General features: G+C 38.7%; 14 protein-coding genes and 1 pseudogene. 6 read left to right on the forward strand and 9 right to left on the reverse strand.

The genetic code is table 11. The annotated features are described in order from the left end of the window. Nucleotides 1-79: 79 nt before the first annotated feature. The gene (hpaB, locus tag D569_RS0100875; RefSeq protein ID WP_018930503.1) at nt 80-1,507 is read left to right on the forward strand and encodes a 4-hydroxyphenylacetate 3-monooxygenase, oxygenase component; all 1,428 of its coding nucleotides are present in this window, start codon (nt 80-82) and stop codon (nt 1,505-1,507) included. 85 nt (nt 1,508-1,592) lie between these two features. On the opposite strand, the gene D569_RS0100880 is transcribed toward hpaB, so the two are convergent. Then, nucleotides 1,593-2,486 (reverse strand): LysR family transcriptional regulator, encoded by an 894-nt coding sequence (locus tag D569_RS0100880; protein WP_018930504.1) that lies wholly within the window; start codon nt 2,484-2,486, stop codon nt 1,593-1,595. A 147-nt stretch (nt 2,487-2,633) separates the two neighbouring features. On the opposite strand from D569_RS0100880, the gene D569_RS0100885 reads away from it, so the two are divergent. From D569_RS0100885 to D569_RS0100900, 4 genes are read left to right on the forward strand one after another with little or no spacing between them, the layout of a single operon-like run. Further along, the gene (locus tag D569_RS0100885) at nt 2,634-3,602 is read left to right on the forward strand and encodes an ABC transporter ATP-binding protein (RefSeq protein ID WP_018930505.1); all 969 of its coding nucleotides are present in this window, start codon (nt 2,634-2,636) and stop codon (nt 3,600-3,602) included. 3 nt (nt 3,603-3,605) lie between these two features. Continuing rightward, the gene (locus tag D569_RS0100890) at nt 3,606-4,622 is read left to right on the forward strand and encodes an ABC transporter substrate-binding protein (protein ID WP_018930506.1); all 1,017 of its coding nucleotides are present in this window, start codon (nt 3,606-3,608) and stop codon (nt 4,620-4,622) included. Nucleotides 4,623-4,661: 39 nt separating this feature from the next. Then, on the forward strand, nt 4,662-6,314 hold the full coding sequence (locus D569_RS0100895; protein ID WP_018930507.1) for an ABC transporter permease: 1,653 nt from the start codon (nt 4,662-4,664) through the stop codon (nt 6,312-6,314). After that, a complete protein-coding gene (locus D569_RS0100900; RefSeq protein ID WP_018930508.1) occupies nt 6,314-7,390 on the forward strand; it encodes an MBL fold metallo-hydrolase in 1,077 nt (358 codons plus the stop codon). Before D569_RS0100895 ends, D569_RS0100900 begins: the two co-directional genes overlap by 1 nt. Before the next feature lie 64 nt (nt 7,391-7,454). Here D569_RS0100900 and D569_RS0100905 read toward each other — a convergent pair whose 3' ends face one another. Further along, nucleotides 7,455-9,965: a rhamnogalacturonan lyase gene (locus D569_RS0100905; protein ID WP_051084492.1), complete on the reverse strand. Its 2,511-nt coding sequence runs from the start codon at nt 9,963-9,965 to the stop codon at nt 7,455-7,457. Nucleotides 9,966-10,262: 297 nt separating this feature from the next. Between D569_RS0100905 and D569_RS0100910 the strand changes: the two genes are divergently transcribed. Next, complete coding sequence (locus D569_RS0100910) at nt 10,263-10,460, forward strand: hypothetical protein (protein ID WP_018930510.1); 198 nt, start codon at nt 10,263-10,265, stop codon at nt 10,458-10,460. 579 nt (nt 10,461-11,039) lie between these two features. Here D569_RS0100910 and D569_RS0100915 read toward each other — a convergent pair. The 7 genes and pseudogenes from D569_RS0100915 to D569_RS23370 form a co-directional block, all read right to left on the reverse strand. Further along, nucleotides 11,040-14,108 (reverse strand): beta-galactosidase, encoded by a 3,069-nt coding sequence (locus D569_RS0100915; protein ID WP_018930511.1) that lies wholly within the window; start codon nt 14,106-14,108, stop codon nt 11,040-11,042. 13 nt (nt 14,109-14,121) lie between these two features. Further along, complete coding sequence (locus tag D569_RS0100920; RefSeq protein WP_018930512.1) at nt 14,122-14,994, reverse strand: carbohydrate ABC transporter permease; 873 nt, start codon at nt 14,992-14,994, stop codon at nt 14,122-14,124. Nucleotides 14,995-14,997: 3 nt separating this feature from the next. Beyond that, nucleotides 14,998-15,870, reverse strand: coding sequence for a carbohydrate ABC transporter permease (locus D569_RS0100925; protein ID WP_018930513.1), 873 nt, complete (start codon nt 15,868-15,870; stop codon nt 14,998-15,000). A gap of 84 nt (nt 15,871-15,954) precedes the next feature. Then, entirely contained in the window at nt 15,955-17,466 is a 1,512-nt protein-coding gene (locus D569_RS0100930) for a response regulator transcription factor (RefSeq protein WP_018930514.1), read from the reverse strand. A gap of 1 nt (nt 17,467) precedes the next feature. Next, the gene (locus D569_RS0100935; protein WP_018930515.1) at nt 17,468-19,249 is read right to left on the reverse strand and encodes a sensor histidine kinase; all 1,782 of its coding nucleotides are present in this window, start codon (nt 19,247-19,249) and stop codon (nt 17,468-17,470) included. Nucleotides 19,250-19,362: 113 nt separating this feature from the next. Next, on the reverse strand, nt 19,363-20,682 hold the full coding sequence (locus tag D569_RS0100940) for an extracellular solute-binding protein (protein WP_018930516.1): 1,320 nt from the start codon (nt 20,680-20,682) through the stop codon (nt 19,363-19,365). Between the two features lie 220 nt (nt 20,683-20,902). After that, nucleotides 20,903-21,718: pseudogene (locus D569_RS23370) on the reverse strand (ZIP family metal transporter). Nucleotides 21,719-21,832: the final 114 nt, after the last annotated feature.

The raw sequence follows: 21,832 nt of genomic DNA on the forward strand, positions 1-21,832 counted from the left end.
CTATTTGCTAACTGGAACATATTCCTCCCTCAAAAATATAATAATGTAAGTTTATTTTTGTGATAAGGGGTGCAGCAGTATGCCAGCAATAACAGGGGAAGAATACCGAAATCGAATAAAAAAACGACAAGTAGCACTTTGGCACAATGGAAAAAAAGTTGTTAACATTCTTGAACATCCTGCCTTTAAAGGGATCATTAACAGTCAGGCCACCCTTTACGACCTACAACATAAAAAAGACATCATGACCTATCCTTCACCTGTAACAGGAGATTTAGTTGGTACCTCTTACTTACAGCCAACCACAATGGAAGACCTTATAAAACGCAGAAAAATGATTCAACAGTGGGCGAAGATGAGTGGAGGTATGCTTGGCAGGAGTCCTGATTATATGAATACTGTTTTAATGACTTTTGCTGCTTCGGCTCAACTATTGAATGGTAAAGAAAATTGCTTCCCCCAACATTTAATTCATTTTTATGAAAAGGCAAGAGAAGAGGATTTTTCTTTTACACATACATTTATAAGCCCACAAGTTAATCGATCACAACTTTACTTTGAAGACACTGACGAACCAATCGCAGCGAAAGTGGTTGCCGAGAATGAAGAAGGAATTGTCATTAAAGGAGCTCGCTTACTAGCAACCCAAGGTGGCATTACCGATGAAATAATTGTCTTTTCTCCTGGCGGTATCTCTGATAAAGCTTACGCATTTGCTTTTTCCATTCCAAGTGAAACAAAAGGATTGAAATTCATTAGCAGAGATTCCTTTGTTGGAGGCGAGTCAACTTATAATTATCCACTAAGCTCTCGGTTTGAAGAATCAGATAGCATGGTGGTATTTGATGATGTAGTCGTCCCATGGGAAAGAGTATTCTTTTATAACAATATCGAAGTATCCAACACCTTTAAGAATGCAAGTGGATTTGCCCCCTTTACTTTACATCAAATAGTTAGCAGACAGGTTATTAAAACAGAATTTATGTTGGGATTGGCAAAGGCTATTGTCAATACCATTAATATTAGTGAATATCCCCATGTTCAAGAAATGATGGCTGAAATGATAACAGCACTAGAAACGATGGAAGCCTTATTAATCAAAGCAGAAACCAATGCAAAAAGAGACGAATTTAAACTAATGCGTCCAGAACTCACTCCATTACAAGTAGCGACCTCTACTTTTCAAAAAGTATATGCTCGACTAGCTGAAATTGTCCAACTATTAGGATCTAGTGGGCTTGTGTCTATTCCAACCGAAGCCGATTTTGAGTCCGAGATTAGAGACGACCTAGATCAATATTTGCAAAGTGCCACACTAGAAGCAAAAGATCGTGTGCAATTATTTCGCTTAGCTTGGGATGCAACAATGAGTTCATTTGGCAGTAGACAGACCCAATATGAACGCTTTTTTCTCGGAAGTCCGAATCGATTAGCAAGTGAGTTATACAAACAATATGATTTTACAAAACATACAGACTATATTAAAGATCTTTTGACATACGATTAAAGACGGGAGATGAATGGCTGTTCCCGTCTTTTTTGTACCTTCTAACCGTCTACTGAAGGCTTAAAATGGAATGACTAAGTTCCTATCAGTTAGTGATTTCTGCACTCTCACTCAACCCCAGAACAAGCTCCTGAAAATACCGAAACGGGCCACTTATCCATAGGTTACGATGGTAAACAAAATGAATTTGTCTTTCTAAGTCTGGATTTTGAAATTCAATATATGCTAAATGATCTTCTTTCTCTATTAATCTTTTCGAAATCAGTGCTACGGTTTTCCCGTAAGACAGCATCTTAATAATCGTCGAAACAGAATCTAGTTGAATCATTTCCATTTGTAGCTTTTGTTCTTGCAACCATGATTTGGAGAAATGTCCCGTTGAACTTGATAACCTATGCACGAGCAATGTTTGATGAGATAAATCACTTTCGCCTAAGCCTTCCTTCCCAGCAAAAGGATGTGTCTTGCTAAAGGCCAAGACAATTTTATCACTCGTGATTGGTTCATATACAAGGTCTGGCTCCTTATTTCCCGTTTCCATTACTAACCCACAATCTAGTTCTTGAAATAGTAGTTTTTTCTCTATTTCTGGGGCTGTTTTAACATCCAATGATACCTTGATACGCGGATACCGTTCAGCCAACTGGTGAATTAACTCCGGCATAAAAAGCTGGGCAGGTACACCACTTGCCCCTAGTTTAATCGAGCCGTTTTCCCCATTCTTATAATCTTCCACACTTTTTTCTAATGCATCATTGATTTGACTCAATTGCTTGGCATAATGATAGAGCATCTCTCCCGCATCTGTCAGTCTATACCCTCCCGCATTGGTACGAAATAGCTTAATGCCGTACTCTTCCTCCAATGATTTAATATGGAAAGATACAGTAGGCGTAGATAAACCTAGTAAATTGGCTGTATCCGTCATTTTTCTCGTTTCTACTAATGAGATCAAGACATGTAATTTTTGAATATTCACTTTATCCTCCTAAAGTATTTTAGATTTTCTCTAACAATATGTTGATTTTATCAGATTCTTTTTAATTTAATGTTAACAGTTAGTTAATATTCTCTAAACAATTGTTCTCTACACTTAATAGTGAGGTGAAAATGAGGAGAGGATAACATGATTATTCGCTTAAAAGGCATCGAGAAGATATATGGCAATATCCAAGCAGTAAAACCGATTGATCTTACGATAGAAGACACCTTTGTTACGATTCTCGGTCAATCAGGTTGTGGCAAAACAACATTATTAAAAATGTTGGCAGGGCTGACAGAACCTACAGCTGGAGACATCTTTTTCGATGACAAGACCATCTTTTCTAAATCAAAGAAAATCAATGTAAAACCAAACAAGCGCCAAATCGCCATGGTATTTCAAGATTTTGGGCTATGGCCACACATGACAGTCTTTGAAAATGTTGCATTTGGTCTGCGAGGAAAGGTACCCAAGTCTGAACGAGCTGATATTGTTCACGACGCCCTGTTAAAAGTAAAACTAGATGCAAAGGCAGCCATGAAACCTGGGGAATTATCAGGAGGACAACAACAGCGTGTTGCACTGGCCCGAGCTATTGCCATTAGTCCGAAACTTATCCTTTTCGATGAAGCGCTCAGCGCACTCGATGCAATCTTACGTGAACAGATGCGTGAGGAGATTTTAGCCATTGTTCAATCGATTGGAGCACAAGCGATCTTTGTCACACATGATCAAACAGAAGCAATGGCGATGTCAGACAGCATGATTGTGATGGATACTGGAGAGGTTGTCCAAACAGGTTCACCTGAAGAAATCTATCATACTCCAGCCAATCCATTTGTAGCAAACTTCATTGGCAAGACCAACTGGGTAGAGGATAAAGAGAAAATGATTCGTCCAGAAAATGTTCATCTTTATCCACATACAAATACAACATTAAGATCGGGGGTTGTGAAAAAAAGTACGTATGAAGGTGACCGTTATGTCATCTTTGTCGAAACAAATGGTCAGTTGTGGAAATTTTATGACCATCATCCGCATGAACAAGGCGCTAAAATTAAGCTTTATGTCGAAGAAAATAATATTCATTCTTTAAGAAAACAGGAGGCGTAACCTATGAAAAAATTAAAACGAACTGCAATGGCAGGAATCTTTACTTCCGCATTACTATTAAGTGCTTGTGGAGCTGACTCTGAGGAAGCTTCAGGTGCAGAAAATAACACTTCTACTGATGAGAATACGATTACCGTTTATTCTGCTGGGCCAGGCGGGCTTGCAGAAAATATTCAAGAAGCTTTCGAAGAAGAAACAGGTATCAAGGTCGAAATGTTCCAAAGTACTACAGGAAAAATTCTATCTCGTTTAGAAGCAGAAGCAAATAATCCAGTTGCTGATGTTGTTCTACTTGCTTCTGTTCCATCAATGGAAGGATTAAAATCCGAGGGTAAACTTCAAGCTTATGAATCAGAAAACGGTGAAAGCATGAACCCTGAATGGAGCGATCCTGATCATTATTATTATGGATATAGTGCTGCCGCTCTTGGTGTTGCTTATAACACGAATCAAGTGGAGTCACTTGACGCAGATTGGGATGAGTTTAGCGATCCAGAGTGGCAAGGACGTGTCGCAATGCCTGACCCTACTTCTTCTGGTTCAGCTGTTGATTTTCTATATGGCTTAACGAATCAAAATGATGATGGTTGGGACACGATTCAAAGCTGGCTAGACAACGATTTACTAATAGCAGGAGCGAACAAAGAAGCGTTAAACTCTGTTATCACAGGAGATAATGATGTCGCTGTTTCTGCAGTAGATTATATGACTTATAAAGCAAAAGACAGTGGCGAACCAGTTGATATTTACTATCCGGAAAGTGGCACAGTTATCAGCCCACGTGCTGCCGGTATACTAGCAGATGCCCACAATGTAGAAGGTGCGCAAGAATATATAGACTTCCTTTTATCTGACACTGCGCAACAATTGGTTGCAGATGCTTATATTTTACCTGGTAATAATGAGATTGAATTGAATAACCGCGCTCCTTTAAGTGATATACCTACACTTCCATTAGACTTGGATAATATCGAAGAAAAACAGGTAGAAACATTAAACAAGTTCACATCCATGGATTAAAACTTCTACGTGATGACGTAAGATAATGGAGGAATACGTATGATTCTACGTAGACATGCCCCTTTTACGGCGTTGTTTATCATACTTACTATCTTAGCTGTAGCACCACTTATTGCGGTGCTCGGCTATACTTTTTTTGAGAATGGCACGTTGTCCTTTGACTCATTATTATCGGTTCTACAAAATAATAGCATTGTTCAAACCATGAAAAATTCTCTATTACTAGGTGTATATGTCATTGCACTTACAACATGTATAGCGCTTCCGCTTGCTATTATCAGAACCAAAACCTTCCTGGTCAAAAATGAATGGTTAGATATTATCTTTATCATTCCTTTTATGACACCACCATATATTGGCTCAATGGGTTGGATTTTGTTTATGCAACACAATGGTTATTATGAGCAAATCTTTACTACAGAGGCACCATTCACCTTTTTCAGTGTAGCTGGAATGGTCTTTATTATGAGCATGCACCTGTATCCTTTTCTTTATTTAATGCTGAAAAATGCACTGATGAGAATTGACGGTTCTTTTCAAGATGCAACAATGATTTATGGTGGTAACCCTGTCTTGAACTGGATCCGAGTGATTTTACCATTACTGATTTCAAGCTATGTGATGGCAGCCTTACTCGTCTTTATCAAAACATTAGCTGAATTCGGAACACCTGCAACTTTTGGAAAAAGAATTGGCTATGACGTTTTTACAACAGAGATTCATGCCTATTTATCACGTTGGCCGATTAATATATCAGCAGCCACCAGCTTATCTTTACTATTGCTAAGCGTCTGTATGGTGATTTGGTATATCCAAAATGTAATTAGTCGTAAATATACGTTTGGCACCCATTCTGGTAAATCGATGAGTTCTAACCAGTTGAAAGATTCACTATTGATTCGAGTCTTTTCTAGTGGATATGTACTGATTATCATCGGGCTATCAATTGGTGTACCCTACTTTTCAATCATTGCTACTTCCCTATTAAAAGTTCGTGGAGAGCCTCTCAGTTTAAGTAATGTAACACTCAGTCACTATGCTGAGCTATTCACTGTTGGTTCATCTAGCTTCACAGCGCTTATGAATAGTATTAACTTTGCCTTTGTTGCTTCTACTATAGCCGCTCTTATCGGATTTTGTGCAGCACTATATATTAGAGATGCTAAAAAGAAGTCACAACAGTTCCTTGATTTTACAAGTCTATTGTCCAATATCATTCCTGGTATTGTCTTTGTCGTTGGCCTGATTCTATTCTGGAATGCAGGATGGCTTCCAGCAACTATCTATAATACTAACTGGATGCCTATCGTTACTTATATTGTGCTATTTTTACCTTATTCTGTTCAATATACGAAATCAGCATTGTCTCAACTTCATCCATCTATTCACCATTCCAATGCGGTTTTCGCTCACAACTACTGGATGATTTTATTAAAAGTATGGTTACCGCTATTGGGACAAGGGATATTAGCAGGCTGGATGATGACATTTATTATTTCAATGCGTGAATTAGTTGGTTCTTTACTTATTCTCCCTCCATCAGTGGAAACTAGTGCCACCTTTATTTATAGCCAGTTTGAACAAGGTGATGTATCAAAAGGAATGGCAATGGCAGTAATCACAGTATTATTAACGGTAATTTGCATTTTTCTGATTGAACTCTTACAACGAAAGGCGTTACACACAAACTAATGATTGATGTAACCGTGCTTGGAGGAGTACGAGAATATGGTCGAAACTGCTTTTTAGTAACAGACCAAGCAACCAACACACGCATTATGCTGGATTGCGGCGTCAGAAATGGAAACCCAGAAGTATATCCAGTCATTACAGAAGAAATAGCACAATCGATTCAAGCAGTATTTATCTCTCACATTCATAACGATCACATTGGTGCACTGCCCTTATTAGCGGAAAAGGGCTACCAGGGTGACGTATGGATGAGTGAAGCCAGTCTACAGCAATTGCAAAACATCATACCAAAATGGCAAGGTACATCACTAGATGCTTTGCGTTTTCGCTCTTTTGACAAATGTACAAGAGGGAAGTCGATTACTATATCAGACAGTCTTTCATTCATTTGGGGTTATAGTGGACACATGCTCGGAAGTGTATGGTACAGCTTTTATATAAATGAGCAATCTATCTTTTTCTCCGGGGATATCGCACTTGCTTCCCCGCTATTAGTAACAGATACACCTGCTATGCTTTCTTATGATATCGCATTGATAGATAGTGGGCATGCTACTCAAACCATGCCTTATGAGAAAAGTATCCACAATATCTTGTCGATAGTAAAAGATCCATCTGAAAGCTATCAGATTCCGATTACGATCTCTGGAAAAGCCTGTGATTTGTTATTTTTGCTCTATCAAGCACTTCCTGATAGAAACTTTGTGATCGATCATGGATTAATGGAGCATTTACAAAGTTATCTCCAAAATCCTGATAACATACGGAAAGAAAAAATCAATGAATTAGCTGCACTGATGCACAGTGAGCGTGTAACCATCTATGAGGGAAAAAAAGAAACGGGGATCTATCTATTATTAGATAAAGTAGCTGGCTTTCACGAAATAAAAACTGGTGTTTATCAGGATGAAAAATCACCTTTTTATAAATCACATCCTGATAATCGGGATTTAAAGACATTGGTGAGAACAATCGATGCAGAAGAATATATTTTTTTCCATAGTGTAGAACGTGATTTTGAAATGATTGTAGATCAGTTATGTTCGGAAGATTATATTACTAGGGTACTTGCATGATGAAACAATAATCATTTTATTTTGAGAGAAGAAGGGAGAAGAGCAAACACTCTCTCCCTGTCTATTAATTTAACCGCTCACCAAAAGCCTCTACTGCTTCCACTAATGCTTCTTTGGCATCTGTTGTTATATGCTTCTGCATCGATCTTTTCTCGATTTGAGTTAAATACTTTTCAATAAACTTACTTGCTTGATCTATTGAACCTTTTTCATAATGATGAACTGCTTGTCGATACGTATTTGTCAATTGCTTCGCTAATGGACCAGATAAATCACCTGTCTCCATATAACGATCCATTAAATCCTGCAGAGCTGATGTATCGATCGGAAGCCAAACATCTCTTATTGGTACTTGAGACCAATCCATGTCAGAAGCGAGATAAAAGCTCGTATACGCCGGCTGATTATAGCTCGTATTTTGTCTAGCTACTTCAGCTCGATATTGAGGATCATGCATTAGCGTATAAAGCTTGCGATCCGTCAATTCTGTACTTAAGTAGATTCGAATTGCTGAGCTATCTTCCGTTCTTACAAGTAATTCTTCTCGCCAATCTCCAAAAATATCAGCTACTAAGCTCGGGTTCCCTTTTGTCCAGTTGTTCGTTCTCGTTCCTTCAGCAGTTAGAACTGTTCCCTTTTGCCAGTGGTCAATTGTTGGTGTTTGATCTCTGGAACCGTTAATGATTTGAGTTGTCATATCTCCCGACCACCTAATGCTCATGTTCGTTCCCGGAATACCTTGCCAGCTATCGGCAATTTCTCTTCCATCTGCTGTATGCATACCGACTGCCCATGTTTCTAATCCAGGTTCATCAGGAAGTACGTCACCAATCATGCCACGCCCAGTATCGCGACCAGTATAATCACCATAAATCACTTCACCAGTTGCTGCATCACGGAGTGCGTAGCCATATGGTGCCCAAGCTCCACCTTCAAATACCATGAACATTTCCAAACCAGGCCGATTTGGATCAATGTTAGCTACATGCATTGCATCACCATGGCCTAACCGTGCCATACCCTCCGCTGCTCCTTCTTCTGGCATTTCAGCGAACGTACTATATAACAATGATCCATCATGATCGATTGTTGCACCACCGTAAACAATTTCATGCTTGCCATCTCCATCGACATCTGCTGCACTTAAAGAGTGGAACCCTTGTGTTGTTATCGTTCCAAACTCTTCATCTGTTCCATCTACACCATGAGGCCCATCATTAAAAGGATTACTCATTGGTGTCCAGCCACTATCTACATACCAATTTTCCTTTAAACTCTCTCCATCCCAATCATAAGTAACAATGGTAGATCTCGTATAGTATCCTCTCGCAAAAACGGCTGACGGATTTTCTCCGTCTAGATAGGCGACTCCAGCCAGAAAACGATCAACACGATTTCCTGGTTCAATACGAGACATCGCATAATCTCCCCATCTCAATCCATCGTCCTCACGTGCCGGCTTATAATGGATCGTTTCTAACTCGTCTCCTGTTTCACCGTCAAACACGGATAAATATTCTGGTCCTTCTAAAATAAAGCCCTCGAAGTTTCGAAGATCATTATTGCCGCTCCGTGACGGGGCATATTCATCCATGAAGTAATCAGCTAAACTCTCTGCGTCCTCTCTAGATAATGGATAATCATATTGCGGTTCCATGTCAAAAGCTTCTTCCAAAGTAGCTGGCCAGTCACCTTTTTCTACTTCTTCTTGGTCATGCCAACTCATAAATAAATCAACAACATGCTCATAATAATCATCGCTACTCATCCGGTAATCATCATCGTGGCTAAATCCTGCTTCGATATCTTCTCCAGGCATTGTAATATATTCTTCCGAAGCTACCTCGCCAGCTTCATCGTACTTAATTACCTTTGTTCCAGGGGCAGTTTTAAACATGATTTCCGACTTACCATTCCCATCAAAATCATAAACTAAAAATTGCGTATAGTGTGCTCCGGAGCGAATATTAACGCCTAAATCAATTCGATAAAGTAATTCTCCGTTAAAAGTATAGGTATCTAAGTAGGTATTGCCTGTGTAACCCACCTGTGATACATCCTTAGCGTTGCTCGGCTCCCATTTTACGACATATTCATATTGACCATCACCATTCACATCACCAACGCTCATATCATTTGCATGATACGTGTATGACTCCCCGACCGGTGTTTCACCGTCCGCTGGCTTTTGTAAAGGTAAATCATAATAGCCTTCATCCCATGGAATAGTTGTTTTACTCTCATCGATTTCTTCTCCATCTACTGTTGCACGGACGACATATTGATCATCAGAGGAACCTGCCGTATCTAAATAATTCGTACTATCCTCAACTGTTGCCAGTTTTTCACCATTGCGATATACGTTAAAATCCACACCTGTTAGACCATTATCTGAATATCCGGATACTTCATTTGCTAGAAGGCGCCAGCTTAAATAAATACCTTCAGAGGTAGAAGCAGCTACTAAACCTCTGTCTAAATTCTCTAACTGGATACCTTCTGTTGCATCCGTTTGGTCGTTTGTGTTATGTTCATTTGCTGATACACTTGCTGCACCTGATAGAAGTAAAGTCATTGCTGTGATTGAACTAAATACTTTTTTTGTGAACGATCGATTTCCCAAATAATCACTCCTCTAATTTTTTGAAACTTTTCATACCACACAATCTTAGTAAACGCTTACATTTGTTGGTATAATAAAGTTTGCTTAGCTCAACCTACTCGCCTCCCTCCGTAAACACGATTATATCAGAGAAAGCGGATTCAGTAATTCCAAATATCAGAGGAAAATGATGAAAAAACAGAGGTCAAGCTCTTATAAATAGAAATATGTTAAACTAAAAATGAGTTTGCGTTTATAAAGGGGAATTTGATGACAAAACATACTCTGTTCGGCAAAGTAATTTTTTGGTTAGGTTTTCTTATATTTATTCTAGGCTTTATGTTTAACGAGACATTAGGTATCATTCAAGATGTACCTGCGAGTGTGTATTCCTTCTCTATGCCTGCAATAATCATTGGCATCATTCTAATCATTATTTCTAATGTTTTTAAGAAAGAGAACGATTAGTTATTTTTGCGACAAAACTTAGGAGAGAATGCTTAGATTTACGCTTCCTCTAGTGGTTATTATGGAATAATATCAACTGCTTGAGCACCACTCCGGCTGCCCACTTCCCTTTCCGTGGGGTTTGTCCTTCAGCTAACTTTTTTGAGCAAAAACCCGCTCAAAAAAGTGGATCTTCAGGTCAAACAATTCCCACTGGAGTGGAAGTGGACGGCCTTCGCTATTATCAGTCTCTACAACGATAGCATGGAGTAACTCAGCTGCTTTTATACCCACAGATAACGGTCCATTGTGAAAAAAGTCAACCTATTACTTATGACAAGAATTGTTGCACCTTCTCATAGCGGAGTCTAATTACGGAGACTCCTGCGGGAATAGCGCGAGCCGAAAATCCACTTTGCAAATTGTTCTTCTTTGTAAAGTTAGTTGAGGCCGTGCCTGCGGAAAGCGAAGTAATTAGTCGGAGCGTTGCCAATATACATCAAACATTTCAACATAACTACTTGGCTTAACGCAGTCATTACACTGATTTTATACTTATAAAAAAATGCCCCGGCCAACATTAGGATGGGGCATTTAACTTTAAGTCTTTATTTTCAACTCTCGGTAGGATGCTTGAATATTTCCTTGTTTATCTGTCGCAAATAAAGCAGATCGTTCTTTTTCCAACATAAACTGATATACTTTCCCAGTTGCTGGGTCCTTTATTTTTACGTGACTATCAACGGCATACTCAGAAACAAATGTATACAGATATCCATCTCGGAAAGCCAATTTCCTTCCATAGATCCCCGGAAGATCACCACCTTCAAGCCATTCTAGTTCTGCTTCTACACCTGCACCACTTAATGCTTTTTGGTATAAAGCTATTAACACATCCGTTCGCTCATTCAATTCAATTGGCAGTGGAGACCATAACAACGTACCCTTCCCTATTGCTATTTCTACTAGATTAGTATTTTTACATGCTATTTCTTTATTTACTTCTCCGATTCTGCGATCACCGAACGAAACGGGATAATCAATACCATCAATCGTTAATACTTCTTCACGTACAACATTAGATAATTGATAATCTCCTAATTGTTCTGTTAACTTCTGTGAATGCTTCCAGTACTCATCAAGCCCTAATGGCCCTGTCCATAAAAGGGTTGCACCGGTTTTTTTAACATAGTGAAATATTTTCTCGGTTGCTTCCTTGCTAAAATTATGGGCACTAGGTACAATTAATAATTTCGGCGGTTGTTCCTCCAATGCCTCCAGATGATACTCACCCATTGCTCGAAATGGTACATTCATTTGATAGGCAAGTACCCTCGTTAATTTTGTCGTAGCGTCAAAAGCAAATTTACGATTGGAAAAGTCATTTGAATAAGGAAACACTACGGCAACTTTTTCTAATTGACGATCAACAAACAAATCACGGATTTCACCGATAAATCTTCCAAAATCATACGAGACATCTGCTTCCGGTTTTTGTGTACCATCTGCTCGCAGTGCACCGATATTGGATTCATTGGTATTATTCATGTAAAAGTTCGTATTCCACAACCACTGTACAGCACCAGCCCCACCAGTAGAAAAGGAATAAGCATATTTCCGTTCCAATATATTACGTAACTCTTCTTCTGATCGTTTCGCTTTACTGTCTGCTGTTTCCACATACATAATTCCTGTTTCCTGAATCAGATTCGGTTTAAATGGGGTTTTTGTGAAAATACCATCCCAAACAAGCTGATCCATCAACCACCATGAATGGACTGTTGTATAATCTACAGCTTCCTGATAGAAAAAAGGTGTCGGTCGCTGACTGTATAATGCTTCATCCTGACCGACCGTTACTAATTGCTTGGAAGTAATCGACTTAATCTTTGCCGTTAGTTCTTCTGCCCACTGATTATGCATATCCATCGTAAATAACGTATAATCCAGCCAACGCAGACCTTGCTTCGGTTGCTTCATATCCTCCATGTCAAAATTGATCTCTTCCTGTTCTGGTAATTTCACGGACTCAAAGTTCGGTAATTCCTCTGGTGTCATATCCCAGCGCTCCTGAAGTTTCGTAATCGATTCGTGCCTTTCATGCAACCATTTCACAAATGCGGCATGCTCAAAACGATCCTGTGCCGAGCGTGGACCTTGGAAAAAGCGCTTCGGATCAAACATCGACGGTTCATTAATTAAATCCCATTGCACATTGGTTGTTTCTACATGTCTTGCTACCAATGCACGAATAAATCGTTTCTGTGCTTTTACGCTACGAGGATCCAGATACGGATTCTCACCCTCATAGGCAATAGGTGTAAAAGCGAAGAAATTAAAGGTTACTTCGATATCATACTTTTTAGCAGTAAGTAGAAAAGCATCAATCGCCCGCAATACTTCTTCAGATGGGTGACCATCGATAAACATCATATGGCGCCATGCCGTCCACAGCCCTGTGCGAATAAAATTAATCCCTGCCTCTTTCATCGTAGCCATATCCTGATCCCAAGCTGCTACGTTTGGCATAAAGATAAACTTACGTGCAACATCAGAAGTCATATAGGTTTGCCCAACTATTGGAAAAGTTCTTCCATCTTTCCAAAAGTAGTCTCTTCTAGCTTCCATCACACTTCCCTGCTGTAATAAATTCGGATCATTTCCCCAGAAGCCTTGTGTAAAAATACGCTTTTCACCTGACTTAGAAGTAGCATGACATTCAATGAGGTACTGGCCTTTTTGAATAGGTACATCTACAGGTATCCGCAAAAATTCTAGTTCATCTGTAGCTGTTATTGTTTCACTCCCTGACCAGACTAATTCTGATTCGTGTGTGATTGTCATATCAAATTGCCATTCCTCTGTTTGCTGAACCATTCTCTCGATTTGAATCGTAATGGACGCCTTGTCACCTGGCTCATATGTTGCATAATTTGGTTTTAGCCAGATTTCCGTCACACCTTTTCCAACGAAAGCTACCCATTCCGTAATCGCCTCTAATCCACCATTTTGCCAAAACCGATCATCAACCATTTGATTGATCAATAACCACCTGCCACCAACAAAATCACCCTTCGTATTTTCTACTAATACTGCCGGTGCAGCTACTTCTCGATTATCTTGGGAAATTCCTTTCAACAGTGGATATATATGCGCATCCATCGGGCCACTGGTGCCATTTTCTTCTGGGCGATCGCGAAAACGTGTTACATGCAAGATCAGATTATGTGTCGGCTCAACCGAAAAAAGTGACTCTTTTCCTTCCATAACCGGTATCTTCTTATCAGCAGCTAATTTTTCGATGGGGGCTTCATCAACCGGTAATACTTCATGTATCTGTAATTGACGATGATAAGCTGTTTGTGCTCTTTCTACCTTCCATTCTCCTTGTTCCGATAGGTGCACAGGTTTGCGAAATGGAGCACCTCCGATATGAAGTAAACCATGTCCTTTTTTGAAAAAAGCTAATAAATCCGGCCATGCTTCTTTTGGAAAGTATGGCCCATGTAAATGCATGTAACTATTGAATTGATGATCGCCTAATGCTTCTGGCAATTGCTTCGCATTTACCACCTCAAATGAATCATTTAATTGTTCCAACCAACTATTAGCAGGTCTGACACCATCATATGGAAATCGTTCATCATAAAAAACTAATGTCTTTTTCACCAATAATCCTCCTCTAACCTTTTACAGCACCTTGTGTCATGCCATTGACGATTTGTTTTTCCATGATTAAATAGAACAAAATGGTTGGAATTAATACAAGCGTTAACCCTGCCATTTGTGCAGTATAATTAGTGGTGTACTCACCAGCAAAATTCGCTAAACCTAATGGTAAAGTGCTTAAAGCTTTATCATTAATCAATACTAAGGCAAATGAGAATTCGTTCCAGTTATTAATAAAGTTTAAGATAACAGCAGTGGCTAGCGCTGGACGACTCATCGGCAAAATGATCGACCAGAAAATTCGAAACGGACCACAACCATCCATAATGGCTGATTCCTCAATTTCTTTCGGAAAGGAACTCATAAAACTAGTTAAAAGGAAAATCGTAATCGGCAAATTAAATGCGACATAAGGAAAAATCAGTGCCAAATGTGTATTTAAGAAACCAAGCTTTTGCATTAAGATAAACATCGGTACCAATGTAGCATGAATGGGCACTAGTAAACCGACAACAAAAAAGCCGTATAATAGATTTCTTCCCCTAAATTGAAAGCGAGACAAGAAGTAGGAAGCAAATGCACCGACCAATATGCAAATAAGTAAAGCGACAATGCCGACAAATAAACTATTAAAGAAATATGACCCAATATTGGCGGTTACCCATGCTTCCACATAGTTGGTAAACACCCACTCGTTTGGCAAACCAAATGGATCAAAGGAAAATTCCTGACCTGTTTTAAACGAGTTCATAATCATCCAAAATATTGGATAAGCATTAACTATGGTAAACAAAAATAAAATCAAATAAATCGTACTGCGTTTGACGATTTTTCGCTTGCGTGCCTGTTTAGAAACCGTATCATAATGAACTGCTGATTCACGCATAACCTACACCTCTCTTCTACGGAGTAATTTAGTTGTTATCAGGATAAGAGCAATACTAAAGACAAAGATTAAAACAGAAATTGCGCTACCATACCCGTAACGAAGCCCCTCAAAGGTTTTGCCATACATATAAGTAGCCATCACCTCTGTTGAATTGGCTGGCCCACCTGAAGTCATGACGAAAATTAAATCAAAGGTTTTTAAGCTGCCACTAATACATAGAACAACCGAAATTAAAATAATATTCCATATCGACGGAAGCACCACATGAATAGTCTTTTGCCATTCGGAAGCACCATCTAAATCGGCTGCTTCTAATATTTCACTTGGTACCGTTTGCAAAGCAGACAGAAAAATAATAAAATACAGCCCAACAAACTGCCATATAATCGTGATACAAACAGCAACCATTGCCCATGTTGGATCACCAAGCCAGTTTTGCTGAAGAAACCCTAACCCTATTGCTTCTAAAAAGTTATTAATCATACCATATTCTGAATTGTAGATCATACGCCAGGTAATCGAAATAACAACAGTAGATATAACGACTGGCATAAACCCAATCGTTCGAAAAAATTTAGCACCTTTCATTTTTCGATTCAACAATAGCGCTAATGCTAAAGCTATTGGAATTTGGCCAAATACAGACGCAAGGACAACTAATATATTATTTCTTACTGATACCCAAAAAACAGAATCCTGAAATACTTCTTTAAAATTCGCTAAACCAATAAACTGCATTTCCGAAAAGCCATTCCATGACATCAACGAATAATAGAAAGAAATGAAGATTGGAACAATGCTAAAAATTAAATAAATCACCAAAGCTGGTATAACACCCACCGCGATAATCCACGGTTTCTTTAATAAATGCATGTGATCACTCCCTGCAACTACTAACTTTCCTTCATTATAAAAGGGCTTACATTATTCTAAAATCCTATAAAGTTAACATTATATCTATTTTTCTATGGAATGGAGCCGACGAAATTGCGTAGGAGTAATCCCAACATAGTTTTTAAATACTTGAACAAAATATTTATACTCTCTGTACCCGACATACTCCGCTATTTCAAACACTTTGTTGGAGGTCTCGGTAAGCAACTCTTTCGCTTTATTAATCCGAATCGTATTTAAGTATTCTGAATAACTGTAACCTGTCTCTTGTTTAAAAAGCATACTGAAATAATTGGGGGTAATATAATGAGCCTCCGCCACCTCGACTGCTTTGATATCTTTCTGATAGTTTTTCTCGATATATTGCTTGGCTTGTTGAATGATCCAGTGATTGTCGCACGAGCTCTCTAGATAATCAATCATTTCTTCTAGATCCTCTAATAGTAAGGCATGAAGAGCCTCTACACTATTAAAAATAAGTAAATCGATTTCCTTATTCAGCCTAAAAGTTTGCTGTTCAAAAGTAGTCTCCTGACCTTTTTCTTTGATAGAATCTAGTAGATCCAGAAATACTTTTTTTATTTGCTCAAGGGTTAGCTGTTTTTGTGTTACTTCAGTAAATAGCTGATCTGCCTTTTTCGTTGCTTCTGCCTTGTCCTGTCGAAATACAGCATCACTAATCTCTACAACTAACTGTTTGTCTACGTTGTACGTTTTTTTAGGCGGGATAGCTTCTAAATCCGTCACTACCTTGGTGGCTGTACCACGATAAAAGCTTAACCTCTTGTTTAGTTCGTGATACAGAACAGAAATCTGGTTTAAATCATGACAACTGGAGGAAATAGCGATAAAAACTTCGTTATCCAAGGTTTCCATCATTGCAGAAGTGAGATGGTTGATTGCTTGATCCGAAATCTCCTCGTCATCATAAAGAAATAGGGCTAATTGGTTTTCATGTGTCTCGATAAAAATGGAAGACACCTCGTATTTATCAATAACGTGTTTTATATGTTTTGATGATAATGATGATTGATCTGTTTTATAATAATTTATCGTCTCTAGTAACATAAGACGAAACGGATATGCTTGATCTTGGATTCTTTCTGCGAGATGATAGCTATCAGGCAGATGAAATAGCTGCTGCGTCAAATAGTTGGTTAACAATGTTTCTTGCTTGACCTGCTCCTCCTTCCTCGTATCTTGCATCTGTTGTTTTACCCGCTTAACTAATGCCATTAATTCATCAATATCAACTGGTTTTAATAAATAATCCTGGACACCAATACGAAGTGCCTGGCGTGCATACTCAAATTCCTCATAACCACTAATCATAACAATAGTCACATCAGGGAAACAATCAACAATTGCTTTCGATAAATGAAGGCCATCCATTTCAGGCATATAGACATCGGTAATCACGATATCAACCTTCTCTTTCTCCATTATTTCCAATGCTTTCTTGCCATTAGGAGCAGCACCGACCACATCGATACCTACTTCCTCCCAAGGAACCGTATCGGATAATCCTTGACATATTAATGGTTCATCATCTACGATCAACATCTTTAATGTCATTTCATCTGTCATCTCCTTCTATTAGCTGATTCAGTATTCGCTCATCTTTTATCCAAGGAAGGTTTAATCTGACACATGCACCTTCTTCCACATCTATTAACTCAATTCCAAAATCCTTGCCAAATGAATTGGTAATACGATCATGAACATTTTTCAAAGCATAACTATCTTGTTCTTCTGTCGTATCAAGCAACTTTCTAACCTTTTCCGTATCTATTCCGTTCCCATTATCTAAACAATCAATTATCATTACCTCACCTTTCAGATAACAACGGATCGTAGTATTTTTATTTTCTTGTGATTGTGGAAAGCCATGTTTAAAGCTATTTTCCACAAGTGGTTCCAGAATTAATTTGAGAACAATACTATCGGCTAATCCTGCCTCGATAAAGATGGCATACTGAAAAGTATCACCTAATCGTTTCTTCTGCAGCTCCATATAGCTTTGGACATATTTTAGCTCATCTCTTAATGGAATCCATACTTTGCCCTGACTAAGTGTAATCCGAAACAACGTCGATAAATCCTCAATGCTTTTACTCGTTTCCGGTGCCTTTTCCAATCGAGCTGTCCAGCGAATCATGTCCAGCGTATTATAAAGAAAATGGGGGTTGATCTGACTTTGTAACGCTTTCAATTCTGAATACTTATTTTGAATTTCAAGCTTATATTTATTGTCAATTAACCGCTGAATTTGCTCAACCATTGAATTAAATCGATAACCTAGCTGACCTACCTCATCTTTCGATCGAACTTGCACCTGTGCCGTAAAGTCGCCAAGCTCTAACCGCTTTGTTTCTCTTGTTAATTCCAGAATCGGACGCACAACAAAGAATACAAATCCAGCAAACGTCATTAATCCCATAAACACGGCGATCAAAATCATATAACCAAAAGTAGAGCGGATGTCTTTCATTTCGGATAAAATATAGGTTTCACTAACTACCGAAACTAAATGCATATCAATCGGTTCGATATATCTCGAAACACCATAATACACGTCACCATTTGATTCTAGTTGGAAACTTTCTCCTTCTGATTGAATATGATCGATAAACGCTTGATAGCTAAATTCCGGTCCGATATCTGAAGACGTAATATTTTGTTTCTGATTATGAACAAGAAAGGCTTGGTGCTGTTCACTTGTAAAACCGTCTGTCACATGTTGATAAAGTGATTGTAGATCAAGACGAATGCGGATAAGGCCGATTGGCTCTCGAATATTATATAGATTGTTAATAACTCGATAGAGGCTGATCACTTCTTCATCTTGGCTGGTTCGTAGATTATACAAAGGATAAGGCGTGGTCCACAGTATTTCTCCTTCTCTATTCTTTGCCTGTTTAATCCATCGAGTTTCATTTCCTTCAACAGCCTCGCCTACAGACAGTACTTGTTTGTTTTGTCCTTCGATTTCAACAGAATGAAAGTAATCTTTTTCCGATTGGTGGAAAACGAAAAAACCATTGAGATTGTTACGAACTTGATTCAAATGGTTATAGTCTTCCCCCGTAACAGCCGGCGACGTCATAAAATCCCGAAATTCCTGACTGTAAATCATATACCTTGAGATTTCTTCCACTTCATCGATCACATTATTCAGTTGAGACTCCATATTATTCAAATTCCGATGAGTCGTGGTAATGATCTGTTCTTTTAATATTTTGTTAGATTGATAGAGAACAATTGATCCGATTAATCCGCTTGGAATGGTAACAAGCAGAAGAAAAATAATAACTGATTTCCATTTTAAGCTGTTTTTAATATAGTCAATATATCGCATACTTGATTGCTCCTATTACTCCATGTTTCATTATAAGTAGAGTATAACACTTTCATATGAGCAAAAAGTAGAGTATCCCGTAAGACACTCTACTTATTTACTCAGGCTATCAACTACTGCTGTTCACTTTCTTGTACACGTTGAATGTTTTCAGCTGCTTCTTTCGGAGTCGAACCACCGACCGTTATCGATTGCAGTTCATTTTCTAATTGATCGTTCACCGCCGGGATCAATGTTGCATCATAAACTGGTGCTGGATCAGACTCTGCAATTAAGTCGAGCATTTCTTCTTGTAGTGGATGAAGTTCTGCATCATCTGGCACCTCTACATTTGCAATAATCGGTCGACCAACTTTAATTAGTTCTTCCCACAAGTCTTGATTGTAAACATATTGCAAGAATGTATGGGCTGCCTCTAATTTTTCTCCTTCCAACTCACTGTTGATCGCAACGCCTGTTCCAGCTACAGTTGATATCGTCTTTTTATCATTGAGCGGAATCATGGAAACACCAACATTTTTATCTTCTGGCATATTTTCCAAAATTGCAGAAATACCCCAGTTTCCGTCCATTACCATTGCTGCTCTTCCTTGAAGGAAATAGTCAATCATTTGCGAACTATCTATTGTGTTCAAATCTTCGTTAAAGGCTTCCTTTTTTACTAGTTCATCAATGACTTCCAGTGATTGGACAAAATCAGAATCTGTAAATGCTCTTTCACCATTTGCAACACCTTCTAAGAAATCATTACCGGTAAATCGATCAGCAATCGTAGAAATATAAACCGATTGCAAGACCCATGCATCTGAGTTACCTAATGCCATTGGTGTAATATCATTCGCGTTCAGGTCATCTATGAGTTGAAGAAATTCCTCATATGTTGACGGAAACTCCTCATACCCTGCATCTGCTAACATATCTTTATCATAAAAAATCATATGGGTTGGATTGGTGTTTGCTGGTACTGCATAAGGATTACCATCCACTGAAAAGTCTGCAAAATCCTCTTCATCCAATAATCCTGTTTCTTCTGTCCAATAGCTGACAATGTCGTCAATTGGTTGCACGGCACCACCCTCAACAAGCGGCTCTAACTCTGCTCCCGGCCATACTTGGAACATATCAGGTAATTGTCCACCAGCAGCCTGCGTATTTAAACGCGTTCGGTAATCGGCATTAGGTGTCGTATCCACCTGAAGATCAATGTCTGGATTCTCTTCATCAAATTTTTCTACAATATCCATAAATGCTTGATAATCTGCTCGACCAACATCTTCTGACTTCCAGAATGTCAATTCAACAGCATCGCCATTTGCGTTACTATCTCCATCATCGGATGCCGTTTCCTCTCCACTATCTCCCGAACATGCTGTTAATAAGCTAATGAATAGAATAATCAATCCTAAAAATACATGCTTGCTCCACCTTCTCATAAATCAACCCTCCATTTTGTTATCGCTTTCAGAAGGATTATCTCACATCACATCAATCTAAAAAATCCAACAAAGTTAATATAATATCCAATAATTTATAATCCACAAAAATACATCCATCCTAAGAAAGAAGTTACAAGCTCCTATTAGCATGCTAACTACGACAAAACACGAACATCAAGATGCTCGTGTTTCTGTTCTTTAAATATCCTTGAATCAATTAACCTAGTGCTACATCGAGAATCATCATTAATGTAAACCCAATCATTAAACTCATCGAAGCCAAATCTTTATTACCTTTTTCTTGTGAACTCGGAATCACTTCTTCTGCTACAACGAAGATCATCGCACCAGCCGCAAAGCTTAAAGCGTACGGTAGTAATGGTTCGATAAAAGAAACAGCAAATGCCCCAATGACAGCAGCAATCGGTTCGACCATTCCCGAAAATTGTCCGTATTGAAAGCTTTTGGATCGAGACATTCCTTCTGCTCTTAATGGCATTGAAACGGCGACACCTTCGGGAAAGTTTTGAATACCAATGCCGAGTGCTAATGTGATAGCACCAGCTAAAGAAGCTTCTGTTCCGCCATTCGCAAGGGCACCGAAAGCAATGCCGACTGCCAGACCCTCTGGGATATTATGGAGCGTGATCGCAAGAACTAGCAGTGTACTTCTTTTTCTTTTATTCTGATGAATTCCTTCCGCTTCTTCAACAGGGGTATTAGGATGTAAGTGGGGTAAAATCTTATCAATCCCCCATAAGAAAACACCACCTAACATGAAACCAATAGCTGCTGGAAACCATGCTCCAATTGTGTTTCCTTCAGATAATTCAATCTAAGGACCTAACAAAGACCAATAACTAGCAGCAATCATGACACCGCCAGCAAATCCCAACATACTATCCATTAATCGTTGATTGATGCTTTTCGTTGCAAAAACGAGACTGGCTCCTAATGCAGTCATTCCCCAAGTAAATAATGTAGCGATAAGAGCTTGTATGATTGGATTAAAATTCTGAAAAAAATCAATCATGATGAAGAAAGGGCCCCTTCCTTATTTTTTTATTTTACTAAACTATAAAATTGCTATTGTAATTTAACACATTGCATATATTTAAGGTCTAAATCTAAAACAATTGTATAGTCA

Source organism: Gracilibacillus lacisalsi DSM 19029 (assembly GCF_000377765.1).
GTDB lineage: Bacteria > Bacillota > Bacilli > Bacillales > Amphibacillaceae > Gracilibacillus > Gracilibacillus lacisalsi.

Excerpts from the sequence above, each read along its gene's own strand:
- hpaB (WP_018930503.1), top strand. The coding sequence starts at position 80 with ATGCCAGCAATAACAGGGGAAGAATACCGAAATCGAATAAAAAAACGA.
- D569_RS0100885 (WP_018930505.1), top strand. The coding sequence starts at position 2,634 with ATGATTATTCGCTTAAAAGGCATCGAGAAGATATATGGCAATATCCAA.
- D569_RS0100890 (WP_018930506.1), top strand. The coding sequence starts at position 3,606 with ATGAAAAAATTAAAACGAACTGCAATGGCAGGAATCTTTACTTCCGCA.
- D569_RS0100895 (WP_018930507.1), top strand. The coding sequence starts at position 4,662 with ATGATTCTACGTAGACATGCCCCTTTTACGGCGTTGTTTATCATACTT.
- D569_RS0100900 (WP_018930508.1), top strand. The coding sequence starts at position 6,314 with ATGATTGATGTAACCGTGCTTGGAGGAGTACGAGAATATGGTCGAAAC.
- D569_RS0100905 (WP_051084492.1), bottom strand. The coding sequence starts at position 9,965 with ATGACTTTACTTCTATCAGGTGCAGCAAGTGTATCAGCAAATGAACAT.
- D569_RS0100910 (WP_018930510.1), top strand. The coding sequence starts at position 10,263 with ATGACAAAACATACTCTGTTCGGCAAAGTAATTTTTTGGTTAGGTTTT.
- D569_RS0100920 (WP_018930512.1), bottom strand. The coding sequence starts at position 14,994 with ATGCGTGAATCAGCAGTTCATTATGATACGGTTTCTAAACAGGCACGC.
- D569_RS0100925 (WP_018930513.1), bottom strand. The coding sequence starts at position 15,870 with ATGCATTTATTAAAGAAACCGTGGATTATCGCGGTGGGTGTTATACCA.
- D569_RS0100930 (WP_018930514.1), bottom strand. The coding sequence starts at position 17,466 with ATGACATTAAAGATGTTGATCGTAGATGATGAACCATTAATATGTCAA.
- D569_RS0100935 (WP_018930515.1), bottom strand. The coding sequence starts at position 19,249 with ATGCGATATATTGACTATATTAAAAACAGCTTAAAATGGAAATCAGTT.
- D569_RS0100940 (WP_018930516.1), bottom strand. The coding sequence starts at position 20,682 with ATGAGAAGGTGGAGCAAGCATGTATTTTTAGGATTGATTATTCTATTC.